Raw genomic sequence first — 16742 nt, 5'->3', positions numbered from 1 at the left:
TTGGTTCCTCCATTTGATGGTCAGTCGACCCACTCGACAAACGCGTCGGGCGCGGCGCGACTGGTTCTAAACCTGTTGGCCGGGTGGTCTTTGTCTGCATAGCCGAAAGAGATCGCACATAGGATCAGACGGTCATCCGGGATGTTGAAATATCGGTGCAGAAAAGGGCCATAGCTGGCCACTGCGGCCTGCGGAATTGTCGCTATGCCCAGAGCCTGCGCCGCCAGGGTGAAGGCCGTAACAAAGCCACCACAATCCATGGCGCCATAAGCGCCGAGTTCCGTTGGGCTGGATATGATTGCACAATGGGGCGCTCCGAAAAGGGCGAAATTCTCCTTCATCTGCCGGGTGGACCCGGCGCGATCTCCGCGTTCAACGCCAACGGCTTCGTAAAGGGCCCAGCCGCATTCACGGCGTCGTTCCTGGTAGATGCCCGAATAGGAGGCAGGAAAGGGCAGGTCCGGGGATGGCGTGTCCGCGGCTACCTCATCCTGCAGTGCCTTCCGAAACTTATCGGTCTCTGGCCCGATGGTGATGGTCACGCTCCAGGGCTGCGCATTGCACCAGCTTGGAACGCGGGCTGCGCTGGTCAGGATCTGATTGATCTGATCCTTTGGCACCGGGTCAGAAAGGAAGGCGCGGCAGGAATGCCGTTGATCCAGTAGATTGTTCAGAGCGGATAGTGTCACACAGGCCTCCCCATCGGCGTTGACAGGGCGCAGGATGAGGTCAGACTGGCGGATGTTCAAGTGCTGATGCGGTTAGCCGGTCACGTCATTGCTGACCGGTTGCCACCATGTAACCAACACCGGCAGCTACCAAAAGGCCAAGGCACACGGCGACAGAGATCTTGAGCGCTGACCAGGGACGTTCCCCCTGAACGCGCCCGGTGCGGCCGTTTACTACAAACCTGTAGGTCTGCCCCCGATATTTGTAGGCGGCCATCCAGATCGGCAGGAGGACATGCTTGAAGGTCACATCCCGCACATCGGTCTCAACCGCATGAACGCGCTGCCGATCGCCACCAATATCAAAGCGTACATCCCGTTCGATCACGCGGGACATATGTGCGCGCGCTTCGGTGTAGCCGTCATTCAGTTCGACCGTATAGGCCTCGGCCCGGAAACCGGCGAGGTATTCAGGCTGGTATGGCTCCAACGCGGGTAAATCCCAGGGTTCCAGCGCGTCGGTATATTTCTTGGGCAAAGACTGAGAGGCCAGAACAAGAACGTCATCAAAGAACCGTGCGACCCGGCCCGATTTAGGAGACCACCTGACTTTGGCGACCCGTTGCTGAACTTGCTTGCCATCGCGCATGACGCTGCGCGTTTCATAGTAAACTATGCCGCGCTCACCCCGATAGTTAGATTTCGTGTCGGCATCAAAGGTCCAGTAGGGAACATAGATACCCTGCATCTTGCGCCCTTTGCGGGCGTAGTCCTTCAGGCCGTTTGGGGCGAACCATAACCGTCCCAGCCAGTCTCCCATAGCTTTATGCGCCGTGCGCTCATCCAGCGCAAAAGGCAGCACACCGCGGGGTTTGATATGACGGCTGATGCCGGTATCGGTGACCACCGGGGTTGCGCAAAAGGGGCATTCGGCTGCATGCGTGGCCGGGTCGAATTCAACCTGAGCCGCGCAGTTGGGGCAGATCAGAACACGCGTTTCCTCGATCTCATCATCAGGCAGCTGATCCGAAAGCGCACTGTTGAAATCCAGCTCTTTCAGGCTGGCACCGCCCCACGGTCCGGCGCCAATTGCCTCTGAGTGACCGCAATGGTCACAGGTGAGCGTACCATCACCGGGATTGAACCGATAATCCGCCCCGCATTGATCGCAGGGAAAGCGGTGTCCGTCTACAATGTTAGGGTCGGTAGGGGCCATTGAAGCCTCGAATTTGCGTTATCGGCCAGAGGACAGGCGCATCCGGTTCAGCACCCCGTCCCGTTTGATGAAATGATGCCAGATGGCAAAGGCAGCGTGACCTAATGCGACGAACAACAGGGCATTGCCCACGGTTTCGTGGACCTCACCAGCAACATGGATTCCCCCGAACCAGGCCAACATGCCGAAGATTGGCACCGCGACCATCAGCGCATACAGCAACAGATGTCCCAGTTTCGCAGCGGTCGCCAACAGGGCCGAGCTTTCCTCGACAGGGGCAGGCGCGCCCTGTCGCCACCGAAAAAGGATGCGGACCAGGATCAGCGCAAAGACGATGCAGCCAAGCCAGACATGAGGGGTGGCCCATTCTGTCCAGACCGTGTTGCCCTCGAGCCGGGCGTGCAGGGCCCGTCCCATGCCATCGCTGCTGATCCATTCGCCGATGATGATCACAGCGATCAGCCAGTGCAATACGATTTGGGGCTTTGAGTAGCGGTCCAAAGTAGACATTCGTTTGCTCTTCCAGAAAGGTTGCGGATACGCGTTAAACGTTGCTGCCTAAGCTTTCCGTCACTTCAGGCTCCGGGCGGGGGCGGCGGCAAGATCGTGAACAACTGCGCCAGTTCCTGTACCTCACCCGCCTTTTTCCAGCCGTCCTGACCCGCGGTCCAGACATGGGTGTCACGGGTGATCTCTCCCTCTGTCGCCATGCGGCCCATCTTGGCCTTGGAAAATGGCCCGCTGGTTTGCCCGTCAACGGCGATATGCCAGACGTGTTCCACTGGCGGTGGCGGCGGAGGCGCCGCATGCGCCGCAGGTTGCTGGGCAGCGGGGGCGGAACCGCCCCACGGACCGCTCGGCTGACCCGCTGCCATGTTCGACATCTGCTGTGCCATGGCCATGCCCATTCCCATGCCAAGGCCAGCGCCCATGCCACCGCCCTGACCGGGATTGTTGGCCGCGGCTGTCATCGCCTCAGCGGCTGAATACTGGGTGAATTTACCCAGATCACCAGCCAGCCCCATCGATGTCCGCTTGTCCAGCGCCGCTTCAACTGCGGGTGGCAGTGAGATGTTCTCGATATAAAATTCAGGCATCTCCAGCCCGTACCCGTCCAAGACCGGGGTCACTTCTGCCGCGATCAACTTGCCCAGATCGGCGGTATTGGCGGCCATGTCCAGAACTGGAATGCCTGATCCTGCGATGACCCGGCTGAATTCCTGAACGATGATATTGCGCACCTGAAAGCTGATCTCATCCATCGTGAACTCACCATCGGTGCCGACGATTTCGATCATGAATTTTGCTGGGTCTTTGACCCGGGTTGTATAAGTACCGAAAGCGCGAATGCGGGTCGGTCCGAATTCCGGATCGCGCAGCATGATCGGATTCTTGGTGCCCCATTTCAGGTCATTGAAGCGAGTCGTGTTGACGAAATAAATCTCGGATTTGAACGGAGACTGAAAGCCATGGTCCCAATGCTGCAGTGTCGTCAGGATCGGCATATTGTTGGTCTCAAGCATATAGAGACCGGGAGTGAAAACATCCGCCAGCTGCCCCTCATGCACGAAAACGGCCGCCTGGCCTTCGCGCACGGTCAGTTTGGCACCGTATTTGATCGCATGGCCCTCGCGTTCGAACCGCCAGACCATCGTATCGCGGGTGTCGTCGACCCAGTGGATGACGTCGATGAACTCGCCGGTCAGAAAATCGAAAATACCCATTTGGGGTCTCCTTATCTTGGGCTCACAGCTGCTGGCCCATCAGTTCGCGCGCAATGATCCGCACCACAGGACGCGCGTCTTCGACAGCCACGCCAGGCTCAAGACGCGGGTCATAGAGCATTGTCAGTAATTTTTCATCATGGCTGGTCAGCAGCGCAAATTCATCGTCATCATTAAAGATGGATGGCCGCGCAGCGTTGCTGTCATTGGAGAGTCCCAGCCCCTGCGCCATTTCTTCGTGGATGCAACTGCGCCGCAGCATATCAGGCAATTCAGCACGGATCAGCACCACCGCTCGAACAAACCGGTGCAGGGACCGGTTGGTCGGAGACGCGATGACAAAACAGTCAATATTTGAACGCGGGTTTGCAACCAGGTCAAGCAAAGGCTGATCGATACCGGGCACAAGCTGTTTCAGGCGGGAGACCACGTATGCACTGTCATCCTTTCCCGCGAAAAAGACATGGAAATTTGCCTTGCGGGTAACGACAGACATCGGATGGCCGGTCACTTTGGACAGCCGCGCGGTAAAGATCTCGACCTGTTCGGCATCCTTTGCCCGCATTTCGAGGGACACAGACGGGGCGAATTCTGTTTGAACACGGATGGGGGCGGACCATCGGCTAAGCTGGCCCTCGGTCGAGTATGTGGTCGCGGTGACGGCGTGATCTGGATACTCGTTGAAAAAGGCAATCGCCTCGAAATTGCGCTCCAGATCGCTGGCATCATAGGGAGTGTCCGGCCCGCCGCCATCGCTGCGCAGCATACCACGCGTCAGCAGGTCACGTTCTACCCGCTGATAGAACCGCGCCAGATCCTGACTGGCCGCAGATGGAGGTACATAGGCATTAGGGGCAGGCGCTGGGGGGGCTACGGGGCGCGGTTGAGGGGCAACCGAAGACGTCAGGGCCTCGTCGCAGTTGGCCAGCGCCAGCAATGCGACCAGACCCAATACGGGCTTCAGATATCCCTGTGACCGCACCTTCAATCCACCATCAGCCCGGAACAGCTGTTCCGGCGTTGTCACCGATACCGTCCTTGCGCGCTTTGGCTGCGGCCAAAGTGTCGCGCAGTTCGGTTTCCATCTTCTGCAGCTCTTGCTCGGCAGCGGCGCGTTTGGCCTTGCCTTCATCCGCGATCTCCAGGCTTTCATTGATGGTTCCGATCAGATCGGCATTGGCCTGTTTTACGGCCTCGATATCAAAGACACCGCGCTCCATTTCCTGACGGATCACCTTGTTCGACTCGCGCAGGTTGGCGGCATTCGCGGTCAGAAGGTCGTTGGTTAGGTCATTCGCATCGCGCACGGCGGCGGCGGCCTCGGCGCTGCGCTGAATGGTGACGGCTTGTGCCAGCTGGGTTTCCCAGAGCGGCACGGTGTTCACCAGGGTCGAGTTGATCTTGGTCACCAGGGATTTGTCATTTTCCTGAACCAGACGGATCGAGGGCAGCGACTGCATGGTGACCTGTCGCGTCAGCTTCAGATCATGCACCCGGCGTTCCAGATCATCGCGCGCAGCGCGCAGATCGCGCAACTCCTGCGCTTTCATCACCTGATCCTCTTCGGGCGCGGCCTGAACCTCGGCCTCTTTCTGAGGAATGTCCTGACTGTCCAGCTCGGTCAGCTTCTCTTCGCCGGCTGCGATGTAAAGCGCCAGCTCATCATAAAAGCCCAGCGTCTTTTCATACAGGATGTCCAGGGATTTGATATCCTTCAACAGCGTATGTTCATGCGAAAGCAAGTCATCCGTGATCCGGTCGATCTGGCCTTGAACCTGTTCGTATTGGGCGGTGAACTTGGCGAACGGGGCGGCCTTGCCCAACAGTTTTTCCCACCAGCTACGCTCGCGCCGCACGTCAAGTTCGCTGACCGAGAAACCACGGATCGTGGTCACGATATTACGCAGGCTGTCACCTGCCGGACCGACATCCTTGTTGCGGACATCCGCCAGCATCGCCTGGCTGATTTCCTGCAACTCGGCCTGCGCGCCCGAGCCGAAGGACACGATGGAATTCGTGTTCCCCATGTCGATCTCGCCCATGCGTTTACGAATTTCAGCACCTACAGGCTCGTCGGCCTCTTTCAGAAGGACAACTTCCGCCGTGGGGTCGGGCAGGGCTACGGCGGTCACTTCCTGTACCAGCGTTTCGGCTTCGACTGCCTTGTTCTTTACTTCCTCGGACATGGGGTAATCCTCTCTGTATACTTTGGGCCGGTCAGTCCAACCGAACGCCTTCGCGCTGCAACCGTTCGCGCAGCACGTCAATTTCAACCGTCAGATCGCTGCGGTCATCCAATAGCATCTTACGGGTCCTGGCAGAGAAATTCTGTTCCAGGTCATCCAGTAGAGACGAGTAATTCTGCAGCGACTGTGCATCACGTGTTCTTGCATAAACATCCGAGAACTTGACCGTCGCGTCACGGGCACCCTGCAGATAGACGGTCAGGTATTTTCTTGCTCCGGCCAGATCGCGCGGGTCTTCTTCGACGGTGCGAAACAAATCGCGGGCAGTTTCCTGAAATCGCTCGACCCGCGCTTCGATCCGGCGGTCCCCAGCACGTTTGATGGCGTCGGTCATTTCGGTCAGATGCGCCTCAGCGTCTTCGACTACCCGTGCGACACGGTCCTGCTGAAAGGTATCGATGCCTTCCATGCCTTTGTCTGACATTGGGTCCAAGCCGAAGGAAACAGAATGCAACACAGCTGCGGCGGTGCCGAATAAAACCGGGGCGATGAGGCTGGCGTCAGACACGGTTGCCGCATCGAGAAACTCGGATCGGTATGAGGCCAACCCGGCCCCAAGGCCGGTCAGAACGCTGGAAAATATCTTGCGGGGAATTGCCGGGCGCCGTGCGGTGCGCCGCGCGTTATAGGCCGCTTCGGCCCGCAACCCTTCGCGCAGCAGAAAGGCCGCCCCGGTCAGCAAACCAGCGGCAACAAGTCCAATGGTCATCCCGATTGCACCGTCGTTCAGCGACAGAAACACCAATGGAACAGCCGGGATAAACAGGATATTAGCCCGCGCGCCAGCCGGTTCGACGCGCGCGCCATCAAACTGACCGCGCGCCGGTTGATCTGTCGACGAATCTGAGTCGTGTGGGCTGTATTTGCCGCCAAAGCGTTTGGCCATGTGCTTACAGCCCTCCCAGTAACCCGGTGCAGACGCCGAACAACAGAACCAATAAGGCCACGTAGGCCAGTTTTTGTACTCCGGACCCGGACATGATGCTCCCTGAGTTTCTCTTTGCGGAAAACTTAGGGGATGCGCGGCCCCGGCGCTAGGGGGAAGGTTACCTAACCCTTATCATTTGCGAGATTTCTTGCCGATTGGAGGCCGTTTGCGCTGTGGTCGTGCAGGGCGTTTGGCCGGAGCCTCGGGCTCAGCCTCAAGACCAAGCTGATCACGCATGACCCGGCGGCGAATTTCCTCGACCTCTCCGGGTTTCAGTTTGCCCAACTGAAACGGGCCGTACGAGACGCGCAGCAACCGGTTCACGGTAAAGCCGATATCCTCGATGGCGCGGCGGATTTCGCGGTTTTTACCTTCGCGCAGGCCAATGGTCAGCCAGGCGTTTGCGCCCTGTTGCCGATCAAGTGTTACGTCCATCGGTTGGAACCGTTCACCCTCGATCACCAGCCCCTTTCGGAGCGGCGCGAAATCCTCGTCTTTTGGACGCCCGTTTACACGGACGCGGTATCTGCGCAGCCATCCGGTGGCAGGAAGTTCCAGCTTGCGCTTGATGCCGCCATCATTTGTCAGCAACAGCAACCCTTCCGAGTTCAGGTCAAGCCGCCCGACGCTCATGACGCGGGGCATGTCCTCGGGCAACTTGTCGAAGATCGTCGCGCGGCCTTTTTCGTCCTTCGTCGTCGTAACCAGACCGGGTGGCTTGTGGTACAGCCAAAGACGTGACGGTTCCGGCTCGGACACCGGCTTGCCGTCGACGGTGATCTTGTCTTTGGCGGTAACGTTCAGCGCGGGGCTGTCGATCGTCTTGCCGTTCACAACCACACGACCTGCTTCGATCATGCGTTCCGCTTCCCGGCGCGAGGCGACGCCAGCGCGGGCAAGGACTTTGGCGATCCGGTCGCCTGGAGGAGGGGTATTAGTCATTTGCAGCCCATAGCGCATCCCGCCGCCTTGCGAAAGGCAGGTTTCTGATGCAGTCAGAGGCATGGAGTTCAAATCGTACATGGATATCGCGCTTGAGCAGGCGCGCGAAGCCGGTGAACGCGGCGAAGTTCCGGTAGGGGCTGCTATCGTGCTGGGCGACCGGGTTGTCGCCGTGGCAGGCAATCAGACACGCGAGTTGAACGACCCAACCGCACATGCCGAGATACTGGCCCTGCGCGCCGCCTGTGTTGCGACCGGATCGGAACGCCTGATTGACCACGACATCTATGTCACACTGGAACCCTGCGCGATGTGCGCCGCGGCTTTGGCCGCCGCTCGTGTTCGGCGGATCTATTACGGGGCCTCTGATCCCAAATCGGGTGGGGTAGCTCACGGGGCGCGGGTGTTTTCCCATCCACAGTCGCACCATAAACCCGAAGTGTTTGACGGTATTGCCGCCAAGGATTGCGAAGCCCTGCTGCGCGAATTCTTCACCAAAAAGAGGGACAGTAAATAATCTGGGTTGGGACCGGCCTGCGGTGCTAGGGTTTGGCCCAGTCCACGCGATAGACCGTCTGTGGCCCACCGAACCCCTTTAGTTGAGCGGAAATCGGAGCGCTGAACTGTAGCCCGGCGGTCGCGCCCAGCAGCAATCGGGTAACGTCGGTGACAAGAATTTCATTCGCGCCACAAAGGCCAGTCACCCGTGCGGCCTTATTGACCACCGATCCAAAGAAATCCTCGTCCCGCTGAATGACATCGCCGGTATGAATGCCAACCCGAAGACCCAAGGGTATATCCGACTGTAGGGCCGCATTTTCCCTTTGGAATTCGGTCGCCGCTTGGATCGCGTCGTGGACAGAGGAGAAGATCGACATCGTGCCATCCCCAAGTGATTTGACCAGTCGGCCGCCATGGGTGTGAATTAGATTTTCAGCCAGATCGAAATGGCTGGATATGAGCGCGGTCCATTTGTGATCTCCGACCTGACGCGTGATTTCAGAAGAACCCGCGATATCAGTAAACATGACCGAAGCCGCGCCCTCTTGTTGATCCTGAGTGAATTCCTGCCGAGCTGCCGCGATCAATGCGTTCAGCGCTTCATGCTCGATCCCGATTTTCTCCATGTTCGAAGTCGGGTTGGAGACATGCATCTGGATCATCTTCCAGACACCGTTTTCCAGATGCAATACAAAGGTGAACCTATGGAGCGTGGCTTTGCCGTTTGATGTGAATGCAAGTGTTGCTTCGCAATGGGCCCATCCTATGTCACCGCATTCAAACGCCTCGAGCGAATGTTCGTCCCAGCTGAAATCCGGAATTTCACGGGTGTGGTCGGCAAAGCCCCGGCGGAACACCTGTCCGGACCAGCTTTCGCCATCTGCCGACCCCTGATACCGCAGATGTTCAGATGACGAGAGCAGGTTCATCAGCGCGGCGCGATCCTTGAGGCGAACCGCATCATTCCAGCGCCGTATGACGGCGACCAGTTCTGGAGAGGGTGTTACCGCGTTACTCATCAAGCGGCTACAGCTTGATGGCTTGCATCAGCTGCGGTTCGATCACCTCGACACCCGGCAAACCGTCCGCCAGCACCTGCGCGGATTGTTCCAGAATCGGGAAGGTCTTGTAATGGCAGGGAATCACGGTTTTGAAATTGAAATAGCGCTTTGCAGCATAGGCGGCGCCTTTCATGTCCATGGTAAAGTGGCCCCCTGCGGACAGGATACCTATATCGGGTTTATAGTAATCCCCCATCCAGTCCATATCGGCCATGATATCGGTGTCGCCCGAAACATAGAGCATGTGCCCCTCGAATGAGATCATGAAACCGACCTCGCTGCCGCCGGTGCGCAGCCCGTCTGGGGTTGAAAATGTCGAGCTGTGCGAGGCGGGTACCATCGAGACCATAACACCGTTCAGGTTGACCGTGCCGCCTTTGTTGAAGCCGACTGTTTCCAGACCTTCAGCTTCGCTCCAGTACCCCATCAGGTCATACTGACCGACCACGGGGACGTTCAGATGTTTGGCCAATGAGACAATGTCAACGACATGATCGAAATGCGTGTGTGTCAGCAGGATATGTGTCGCGCCTTCCAAAGCAGCGTCATGCTGATCTTCAGGCAAAACGGGGTTGCCGGTCAGCCAAGGGTCGATCAGCAGAACCTGTCCTGCTGTTTCAATGCGAAAGCTGCCATGCCCAAGCCAGATGATATTCATGAAAAGCACTCCCAAATGAACTGTTGGCAGCAGACTAGCATCGGGTATGTAAAATTTCATGGATTGGTTTCGGGAAATTGACAGCTATTGTGAGCGTTTATCGCCTGCCTATTGGGCAGAGCCGATAAATGCGGTTACGAATACCGCCTTTTTGATTGCGGCTTTCATTATGTGGCGGCGGGTGCGCGGGCCGGGGATGCCATTGGCAAAAATGCTTGTGGTTATCCTGGTCGGCATCGGAATTGGCAGTTATTTGTTTCACACCCATGCACAGGTCTGGTCCGCGTTGGCGGATACTGCACCCATCCTGCTTTTTATTCTGACCTATATTTTTGCAATGAATCGCGACGTCTGGCAGTTGCGGCCGCTTTACGCGGGGATCGGCGCGGCCCTGTTTGTGCCATATGCCGCTTTGACGATTCCGGTGTTCCAACTGATTCCGGGTCTGGGCGGATCGGCCGCCTATGCTCCGGTGCCGCTATTGATCCTGATTTACGCAATCCTGTTGTCGAAACGCCGGCCTGATACCGCCCGCGGGCTGGCGACCGGCGCAGTGATCCTGATCGTGTCGATTACCTTTCGCGCTTTGGACGCACCGATTTGCACGCAATTCCCGACTGGTACGCATTTTCTGTGGCACATCCTGAACGCCACGATGTTGGGCTGGATGATCGAAGTCTACCGCAGGCACCTAAGCCGTGCGTCTCAGGCCTGAAACGCAGCAGCCAGTTCTGCCGGCAGGTCAAATTCGGCCAGAACCCTGGTGCGTGCATCGGATGACATCTTACGCGCGGTTTTCTCGACTATGCTGAGGATTTTTTCCTGCGAGTGCTTTTCGGCGAAGGGAGCGAGATACCATTTGAGGAACACAAAACAGGCCACATCTTCCAGTGCCTGCACCTCGATGTCACGTTTGATACCCTGCTTGCGCACCATGCGTCCGGCGTCTTGGATTTCGTTTTCTTCAAATCCGCACTGCTTCATCAAGGTCATGACGGTTTGCGCATGGTGTTCGCCCTGCGCCTTGCGCCAAGCCAGATATCCGGCGCGCCCTTCGGGATATTCACTTCGGGCCAGCTTCCAGCGTTCAACATGTTGCCCGCGTGCGGCGATCTCAAGCGAGTTCGATGCATCAGGAAAAAGCCTGGCCAGTTCAGCGCTCATGCGTTGTCCGTAAAGCAACGCTGCGGGTTGGCCGTTCTCTAAGGTTGGATCTTGGGTGTTGGCTGCGTCGATTGCGTCCAGGACTGCCTGTTTTCGCGCGCTCATACTATGCTCCGTGGGCTTGCCGGAAATCCGGCGGTGTGTTCGGACGCATCGTAGCGAGTCGGCAAATCAAACGCAGCAGTCAAATGCGAAATTCCGGGTCGGAGAGGGGGATCCGACCCGGACGAAGTTGTGGCGTCAGTTACCCAGCTTCGTTTTGTCCTGTGTAACTGGTTCGGAAACCTGATCGGGGAAAGACAGGTCGCGGGTTAGCGAACCCATGGTGGGTCCGAATGCCTGAGCTTGCGTAGCAAGAACAGTAGTGGCCAACACAAATGCGGTCATGAGTGTTTTCATCATCTTACTCCAGTTAGTGGCTGTGCCATGCTGTAAGAAGTGAACGGCGCAGTTCACTTTTTCAAGGCGAATTCTGAACTAATTGGTTTACTTTTGTGCATAGGCGCTATGCATTTTTGTATGGCTAAGCCACCTCCTTGCATAGAAGGGGCAGAACAACCGCCTGCTACCCTTGCGACCGAGGCATCAGACAGGTAAATGCCCCCTGACGCATATGAGGTTTTCCGATGTCGATTGACCAAAGCACCGCCGCAAAGGTGGCCAAACTGGCCCGGATCAAGGTCGAGGATGACGCGCTGCCTGCGCTGGCATCCGAGTTCAACACCATTCTTGGGTTCATCGAACAGTTGAATGAAGTGGATGTCGACGGTGTCGAGCCGATGGTTTCGGTCGAACCGATGCGCCTGAAGCGCCGCGAGGATGTGGTCACCGACGGCAGCCAGCAGGACAAGGTTCTGGCCAATGCCCCCGACGCACGCGAAGGTTTTTTCGCAGTCCCCAAAGTGGTGGAGTAAGACATGAGCGATCTGAACAAACTGGGCCTGGCCGAAGCCCGCGACGCCCTGCGTGCCGGTGATGTCACCTCGGTCGAGCTGACCGAAGCCTGCTTGACCGCCATTGATGCAGCCGATGCGCTGAACGCTTTTGTTCATAAAACCCCCGAGATCGCGATAGAACGTGCCAAGGCAGCGGACGCGCGCATCAAAGCGGGTGATGCGCCGTCGATGTGTGGTCTGCCAATCGGCATCAAGGATCTATTCTGCACCAAGGGCGTGCCCTCGCAGGCAGCCTCTAAGATTCTGGAAGGCTTCAAGCCGGAATATGAATCCACCGTTTCGCAGCAACTGGCCGACGCCGGTGCCGTGATGCTGGGCAAGCTGAACATGGATGAATTCGCCATGGGCTCGTCAAACGAAACTTCGGTCTATGGCAATGCGGTCAGCCCGTGGCGCCGTGGCAATGATGACGCGCAGCTGACACCGGGTGGCTCATCCGGCGGGTCCGCCTCGGCCGTGTCGGCTGATCTGTGTCTGGCCGCAACCGGGACCGATACCGGTGGCTCGATCCGTCAGCCTGCGGCCTTTGTCGGCATTACCGGCATCAAGCCAACCTATGGCCGGTGTTCGCGCTGGGGCATCGTGGCCTTTGCATCCTCGCTGGATCAGGCCGGGCCGATGACCAAGAATGTCCGCGATGCAGCGATCATGCTGGAAACCATGTGTGGTCATGACCCCAAGGATTCCACCAGCGCCGAGTTGGCCGTCCCGAATTTCGAGGCCATGCTGACCGGCGACATCAAGGGCAAGAAGATCGGTATCCCCAAGGAATACCGGATGGACGGCATGCCCGCCGAGATCGAAAAACTCTGGGCAGATGGCGCCGCGATGCTAAAAGACGCAGGGGCCGAGATCGTCGACATCTCGCTGCCGCATACCAAATACGCGCTGCCCGCCTATTACGTGATTGCGCCTGCCGAGGCGTCCTCGAACCTGGCGCGCTATGATGGTGTCCGCTATGGCCGCCGCGCGCAGATAGGGCAGGGCGACGGCATCACAGAGATGTACGAAAAGACCCGCGCCGAAGGCTTCGGGCACGAGGTGCAGCGCCGTGTGATGGTTGGGACATATGTTCTGTCAGCAGGTTTCTATGACGCCTATTACAACCGCGCCCGCAAGGTCCGCACGCTGATCAAGAAAGATTTCGAGGACGTTTTCGCCGCCGGTGTTGACGCCATCCTGACCCCGGCCACGCCTTCGGCGTCGTTCGGTCTGGGTGAAATGACCGAGGCGGATCCGGTTCAGATGTATCTGAACGACGTCTTTACCGTGACGGTCAACCTTGCTGGTTTGCCGGGCATTTCGGTTCCTGCAGGTCTTGATTCTCAGGGTTTGCCGCTTGGTCTGCAGCTGATTGGCCGTCCATGGGACGAAGGCGATTTGCTGAACACAGCCTATGCGCTGGAAAGCGCAGCGGGCTTTGTGGCCAAGCCGGGGAAATGGTGGTAATCCTCTGATCAACAAGACAACGTAGAACGGAGCAGCTGAATGCGCTTTACGATTCTGATCCCCGCAATCGGGTTGCTGGCCGCCTGTAACACGGTGGCTCCGGTTCAGGGTACAGGGTTCAACACCCCGACTTATCAGGCGCAAAGAGAAGCTGAGCTGGCAGGGCAGGGCGGCATTGGAAGCCCTCTGCCGGAACCCTATGAGGTCTCGCAACGACCTCTGGGGTCGTCGACATCGGGCGCGGATGGCGCTGACCTGGCCACGGCCACTGCCGCCGCGCTTGCAAGCACCTCGACGCAGGCGACCGCCACTTCAGTATCCGTGCCGACTGCCAGTAACAGCGGCATCTCTGACGAACAGGATTTTGCTGCGGTTTCTGAACGTCGCAGTATCGAAACCGATGCTGCTCGAATCGAACAGAACAGCCAAACCTATGAGGTTGTCGCCCCAACCGCGGTTCCGCAACGCGGAGCGGATGGTCAGCCAAACATCGTCCAATACGCGCTGAGCACATCCAATCCGGTCGGTGCCCAGCTCTACAGCCGTGCGGGGTTCAACCTGCAGGCCAAGGCACAGCGGAATTGCGCGAAATTCCCATCGGCGGACCAGGCGCAGATCGAGTTCCTGTCAAATGGCGGTCCCCAGAAGGACCGCAAGGGGCTTGACCCTGATGGCGACGGATATGCTTGCGGCTGGGATCCCAGCCCGTTCCGCAGTGCCGTCAACAACTGATCCTCAGCCCATCTGGCACCCATCCCCCAATTTCGGAGATCGCCGGGATGGGCTGACGCCGTCTTTGGTGGTTCTCCACTACACAGCAATGGACAGCGCGCAGGCTGCGCTGGATCGCTTGTGTGACCCGGCCTTCGAAGTGTCTGCGCATTACCTGATCGGTTCCGATGGCACGCTTTGGCAAATGGTGCGCGAAGAGGACCGGGCCTGGCACGCCGGAGCAGGGGAGTGGCGCGGTCGAACCGATATCAATTCGCGTTCCATCGGGATCGAACTGGACAACCTTGGCACCTATCCTTTTCCCGAACCTCAGATGACCACGCTTGAGTGGCTTCTGGCCCGTATCATGGCCCGATGGGCGATTGCACCGGACGGGGTTATCGGCCATTCCGACATGGCTCCGGGGCGCAAGGTCGACCCCGGCCCGCGCTTTCCCTGGCAACGGCTCGAACATCTCAATCTTGCTGGCCAACGTGGCCAGGATGACGGCCCGCAAGAGCCCTCGATGCCGCTGTTCCGTGCGTTGGCGCAACAGATGGGCTTTCCGCCCGAAACGGACGACGACACGCTGCTTGCCACCGTGCGTCTCAGATACCGCCCTTGGGCCGAAGGCCCGTTGGAACCTGCGGATTTCACCCCGCTCGGCCATGCGGCGCTCTGGACCTGATCCGCTTTTCATCTGGCCAAAAAATATCTCGGGGCTGAATTGACCTCAGGCCAAGAACGGGTTGCCCCTTAACGCCCTATCGGCCCTTGACGCGGCCTGACACTGCGCATACCCACGTCTCCGCGCGGAGGGCCGGATGGCTGCTGGGGCGTAAGCCCGAGAGGAAAGTCCGGACTCCACAAGACAACGGTGCCGGGTAACGCCCGGGCGGGGCAACCCGACGGAAAGCGCCACAGAAATCAGACCGCCATGCGTGCATGGTAAGGGTGAAACGGTGGGGTAAGAGCCCACCGCGCCCCTGGCAACAGGGGTGGCACGGCAAGCCCCACCGGGAGCAATGCCAAATAGGGTCCCCACGCGGGCAGGTCGGCGTCCGCCGATACCGCCGCTAAGTGCGTCTTGGCCGAGAGGGACCGGGTTGGCAGCTTGAGCCATGCAGCAATGCACGGCCTAGAGGAATGGTCATCGAAGGGGGCAACCCTGGAACAAGATCCGGCTTACAGGCCCTCCGCGCGTTAATATTGCTAAGACGAATCGCGTTGTTCCGCAGGTGGGTCACGGCTGGAGTCATCCTTTGATACAGGTCTTGCTGTGGCTGCTGAGCTGGCATCCCTTGTGGCCGAAATGGCCGCGTTAAGGTCTGCGATAAGCTGGGTGCAGGGACGATCTTGTGTTTTGATGAAATCTGCGCCGATCTACCCGAATTCAGGTTGACTCGGCTGCATGACCGGGTAAAAGCGCACGCTCATAGGAATTCAACCGAAAGGCCCCTGCCTTTTCGGACGCAGGAGATAACCATGGCGAAGCCGACGACAATCAAGATCCGTCTGAACTCGACCGCGGGCACGGGCCACTTCTATGTGACCAAAAAGAACGCGCGCACCATGACCGAGAAAATGACCGTTCGTAAATACGATCCGGTCGTTCGGAAGCATGTCGAGTACAAGGAAGGCAAGATCAAGTAATCTGCCGTCCTGCTTGGACAGAATGACAAGGGTCCTGTTTCGACAGGGCCTTTTTCGTTTGCGCGACGATGTTTCATACCTGAATCTATCGGGTCAAGGCAGCCGGAGCGCGCTTGGAGGCCGTTGCAGCGAAGCATCAGCAGCCGAGGCATTCGTTTGCCCGCTGGGTTGCTTTTTGGAATGTATTGCAACTACGCTTGAGCTAACCGTTCCAAAATGTTGGCCGTCATGAAAAAAATCTTGTTATCCACAGCAACTATTCTGGCTCTCGCAGCCTGTGAAGACCCCTATAACCGCGAGGGTGTTGGCTTTACGGGCATTGATGGTGAGCCGCGGAGCATCAGCGAAGTGCCGGGTGCGGCGGCGTTTGTTCCAGAGTCCACCAATGTTCCGGCAGAGTTGGCAGAACTGCCCCCGGTCCGAGTTTCAACGGACGAGACCGATCCGGGTAAAATTGCACGTGTTGCAATAGAAAATGGCGCGCGCAGCGATACCAGCGCAGTAGTCGTTTCCGGCTCAGATACAAACCTGTTCCTGAGCACTGTTGAAGTGAACGGAACGCTTTTCGGCGTCGTGCGTACCGAAAATAGCCGCACCAGGGTTCCAAATACGATTGGTGCAAACTTTGGTACTGGCGCTGAACAATTCACTGGCTGCTTGCCTGTCGGCGACGTTTATCGCAAAGGTTCAGAAAAGCGCAGTTCCGGATTTGCTGTTCAGTTGAACTGCAGTTAAATTCATATTACTGTGGAATTGAAGGGCCTCTCATCGTCAGGATGAGAGGCCTTTTTTGTTGCGGCATTTGAGCCTAAAGCCAGTGCGCTAACCAGAAAGAACAAAGGCGGACCAATCGGCCCGCCTTTGA

General features: G+C 58.1%; 19 protein-coding genes, 1 other RNA gene and 1 pseudogene. 9 read left to right on the top strand and 12 right to left on the bottom strand.

The features are described from left to right. Window positions 1-20: 20 nt before the first annotated feature. The 8 genes and pseudogenes from AC2FH0_RS14000 to AC2FH0_RS13965 all read right to left on the bottom strand — a co-directional run. Window positions 21-689, bottom strand: coding sequence for a nitroreductase (locus AC2FH0_RS14000; protein WP_496789623.1), 669 nt, complete (start codon window positions 687-689; stop codon window positions 21-23). Window positions 690-774: 85 nt separating this feature from the next. Then, window positions 775-1884, bottom strand: a complete 1110-nt coding sequence (locus AC2FH0_RS13995; protein WP_496789622.1) for a TFIIB-type zinc finger domain-containing protein — start codon at window positions 1882-1884, stop codon at window positions 775-777. An 18-nt stretch (window positions 1885-1902) separates the two neighbouring features. After that, window positions 1903-2394 carry a cytochrome b gene (locus tag AC2FH0_RS13990; RefSeq protein WP_496789621.1) on the bottom strand — a complete coding sequence of 164 codons (492 nt, stop codon included), beginning with the start codon at window positions 2392-2394 and terminating at the stop codon, window positions 1903-1905. A gap of 65 nt (window positions 2395-2459) precedes the next feature. Then, window positions 2460-3608, bottom strand: coding sequence for an SPFH domain-containing protein (locus AC2FH0_RS13985; protein ID WP_496789620.1), 1149 nt, complete (start codon window positions 3606-3608; stop codon window positions 2460-2462). Between the two features lie 22 nt (window positions 3609-3630). Next, on the bottom strand, window positions 3631-4635 hold the full coding sequence (locus AC2FH0_RS13980; RefSeq protein WP_496789619.1) for a DUF2927 domain-containing protein: 1005 nt from the start codon (window positions 4633-4635) through the stop codon (window positions 3631-3633). Beyond that, the gene (locus AC2FH0_RS13975) at window positions 4604-5794 is read right to left on the bottom strand and encodes a toxic anion resistance protein (protein WP_496789618.1); all 1191 of its coding nucleotides are present in this window, start codon (window positions 5792-5794) and stop codon (window positions 4604-4606) included. The genes AC2FH0_RS13980 and AC2FH0_RS13975 overlap by 32 nt, the downstream gene beginning before the upstream one ends. Before the next feature lie 31 nt (window positions 5795-5825). Continuing rightward, window positions 5826-6740: a 5-bromo-4-chloroindolyl phosphate hydrolysis family protein gene (locus AC2FH0_RS13970; protein WP_281972709.1), complete on the bottom strand. Its 915-nt coding sequence runs from the start codon at window positions 6738-6740 to the stop codon at window positions 5826-5828. 177 nt (window positions 6741-6917) lie between these two features. Then, window positions 6918-7724 (bottom strand): annotated as a pseudogene (locus AC2FH0_RS13965) (pseudouridine synthase); the annotation flags it as partial. A gap of 61 nt (window positions 7725-7785) precedes the next feature. Between AC2FH0_RS13965 and AC2FH0_RS13960 the strand changes: the two are divergent. Beyond that, entirely contained in the window at window positions 7786-8241 is a 456-nt protein-coding gene (locus tag AC2FH0_RS13960) for a nucleoside deaminase (protein ID WP_142636724.1), read from the top strand. A gap of 25 nt (window positions 8242-8266) precedes the next feature. Here AC2FH0_RS13960 and AC2FH0_RS13955 read toward each other — a convergent pair whose 3' ends face one another. Both AC2FH0_RS13955 and AC2FH0_RS13950 read right to left on the bottom strand, forming a co-directional pair. Then, window positions 8267-9244 (bottom strand): nuclear transport factor 2 family protein, encoded by a 978-nt coding sequence (locus AC2FH0_RS13955; RefSeq protein ID WP_281972712.1) that lies wholly within the window; start codon window positions 9242-9244, stop codon window positions 8267-8269. Between the two features lie 7 nt (window positions 9245-9251). After that, a complete protein-coding gene (locus tag AC2FH0_RS13950; protein WP_496789616.1) occupies window positions 9252-9944 on the bottom strand; it encodes a metal-dependent hydrolase in 693 nt (230 codons plus the stop codon). Window positions 9945-10002: 58 nt separating this feature from the next. On the opposite strand from AC2FH0_RS13950, the gene AC2FH0_RS13945 reads away from it, so the two are divergent. Next, window positions 10003-10659 carry a ceramidase domain-containing protein gene (locus AC2FH0_RS13945; RefSeq protein WP_281972714.1) on the top strand — a complete coding sequence of 219 codons (657 nt, stop codon included), beginning with the start codon at window positions 10003-10005 and terminating at the stop codon, window positions 10657-10659. Here AC2FH0_RS13945 and AC2FH0_RS13940 read toward each other — a convergent pair. Further along, window positions 10650-11213, bottom strand: coding sequence for a DUF4202 domain-containing protein (locus AC2FH0_RS13940; protein WP_496789615.1), 564 nt, complete (start codon window positions 11211-11213; stop codon window positions 10650-10652). The two genes, AC2FH0_RS13945 and AC2FH0_RS13940, sit on opposite strands and share 10 nt — an antisense overlap. A 135-nt stretch (window positions 11214-11348) precedes the next feature. Next, a complete protein-coding gene (locus AC2FH0_RS13935; RefSeq protein WP_185956681.1) occupies window positions 11349-11507 on the bottom strand; it encodes a hypothetical protein in 159 nt (52 codons plus the stop codon). 227 nt (window positions 11508-11734) lie between these two features. Between AC2FH0_RS13935 and gatC the strand changes: the two genes are divergently transcribed. From gatC to AC2FH0_RS13900, 7 genes are all read left to right on the top strand, one after another. Next, window positions 11735-12022: an Asp-tRNA(Asn)/Glu-tRNA(Gln) amidotransferase subunit GatC gene (gatC, locus tag AC2FH0_RS13930; protein ID WP_170562049.1), complete on the top strand. Its 288-nt coding sequence runs from the start codon at window positions 11735-11737 to the stop codon at window positions 12020-12022. Window positions 12023-12025: 3 nt separating this feature from the next. Next, window positions 12026-13513 carry an Asp-tRNA(Asn)/Glu-tRNA(Gln) amidotransferase subunit GatA gene (gene gatA, locus AC2FH0_RS13925; RefSeq protein ID WP_271949391.1) on the top strand — a complete coding sequence of 496 codons (1488 nt, stop codon included), beginning with the start codon at window positions 12026-12028 and terminating at the stop codon, window positions 13511-13513. A gap of 39 nt (window positions 13514-13552) precedes the next feature. Continuing rightward, complete coding sequence (locus tag AC2FH0_RS13920; RefSeq protein WP_496789614.1) at window positions 13553-14245, top strand: hypothetical protein; 693 nt, start codon at window positions 13553-13555, stop codon at window positions 14243-14245. Next, complete coding sequence (locus tag AC2FH0_RS13915; RefSeq protein WP_496751926.1) at window positions 14229-14912, top strand: N-acetylmuramoyl-L-alanine amidase; 684 nt, start codon at window positions 14229-14231, stop codon at window positions 14910-14912. Before AC2FH0_RS13920 ends, AC2FH0_RS13915 begins: the two co-directional genes overlap by 17 nt. Window positions 14913-15036: 124 nt before the next feature. Beyond that, an RNA gene (gene rnpB / locus AC2FH0_RS13910) (RNase P RNA component class A) lies at window positions 15037-15428 on the top strand. A gap of 281 nt (window positions 15429-15709) precedes the next feature. Further along, the gene (rpmG, locus tag AC2FH0_RS13905) at window positions 15710-15877 is read left to right on the top strand and encodes a 50S ribosomal protein L33 (protein ID WP_007799108.1); all 168 of its coding nucleotides are present in this window, start codon (window positions 15710-15712) and stop codon (window positions 15875-15877) included. Window positions 15878-16105: 228 nt separating this feature from the next. Next, the gene (locus tag AC2FH0_RS13900) at window positions 16106-16612 is read left to right on the top strand and encodes a hypothetical protein (protein ID WP_185956682.1); all 507 of its coding nucleotides are present in this window, start codon (window positions 16106-16108) and stop codon (window positions 16610-16612) included. The last annotated feature ends 130 nt before the right edge of the window (window positions 16613-16742 follow it).

It is taken from the genome of Ruegeria sp. CDSC051 (assembly GCF_059610665.1).
The sequence above is the reverse complement of the archived record's forward strand: the minus strand, read 5'-3'. Positions and strand labels throughout refer to the sequence as shown.

Coding starts and splice junctions, on each gene's coding strand:
- AC2FH0_RS13995 (WP_496789622.1), bottom strand. CDS start 1,884: ATGGCCCCTACCGACCCTAACATTGTAGACGGACACCGCTTTCCCTGC.
- AC2FH0_RS13990 (WP_496789621.1), bottom strand. CDS start 2,394: ATGTCTACTTTGGACCGCTACTCAAAGCCCCAAATCGTATTGCACTGG.
- AC2FH0_RS13985 (WP_496789620.1), bottom strand. CDS start 3,608: ATGGGTATTTTCGATTTTCTGACCGGCGAGTTCATCGACGTCATCCAC.
- AC2FH0_RS13975 (WP_496789618.1), bottom strand. CDS start 5,794: ATGTCCGAGGAAGTAAAGAACAAGGCAGTCGAAGCCGAAACGCTGGTA.
- AC2FH0_RS13970 (WP_281972709.1), bottom strand. CDS start 6,740: ATGGCCAAACGCTTTGGCGGCAAATACAGCCCACACGACTCAGATTCG.
- AC2FH0_RS13960 (WP_142636724.1), top strand. CDS start 7,786: ATGGAGTTCAAATCGTACATGGATATCGCGCTTGAGCAGGCGCGCGAA.
- AC2FH0_RS13955 (WP_281972712.1), bottom strand. CDS start 9,244: ATGAGTAACGCGGTAACACCCTCTCCAGAACTGGTCGCCGTCATACGG.
- AC2FH0_RS13950 (WP_496789616.1), bottom strand. CDS start 9,944: ATGAATATCATCTGGCTTGGGCATGGCAGCTTTCGCATTGAAACAGCA.
- AC2FH0_RS13945 (WP_281972714.1), top strand. CDS start 10,003: ATGGATTGGTTTCGGGAAATTGACAGCTATTGTGAGCGTTTATCGCCT.
- AC2FH0_RS13940 (WP_496789615.1), bottom strand. CDS start 11,213: ATGAGCGCGCGAAAACAGGCAGTCCTGGACGCAATCGACGCAGCCAAC.
- AC2FH0_RS13935 (WP_185956681.1), bottom strand. CDS start 11,507: ATGAAAACACTCATGACCGCATTTGTGTTGGCCACTACTGTTCTTGCT.
- gatC (WP_170562049.1), top strand. CDS start 11,735: ATGTCGATTGACCAAAGCACCGCCGCAAAGGTGGCCAAACTGGCCCGG.
- gatA (WP_271949391.1), top strand. CDS start 12,026: ATGAGCGATCTGAACAAACTGGGCCTGGCCGAAGCCCGCGACGCCCTG.
- AC2FH0_RS13920 (WP_496789614.1), top strand. CDS start 13,553: ATGCGCTTTACGATTCTGATCCCCGCAATCGGGTTGCTGGCCGCCTGT.
- rpmG (WP_007799108.1), top strand. CDS start 15,710: ATGGCGAAGCCGACGACAATCAAGATCCGTCTGAACTCGACCGCGGGC.
- AC2FH0_RS13900 (WP_185956682.1), top strand. CDS start 16,106: ATGAAAAAAATCTTGTTATCCACAGCAACTATTCTGGCTCTCGCAGCC.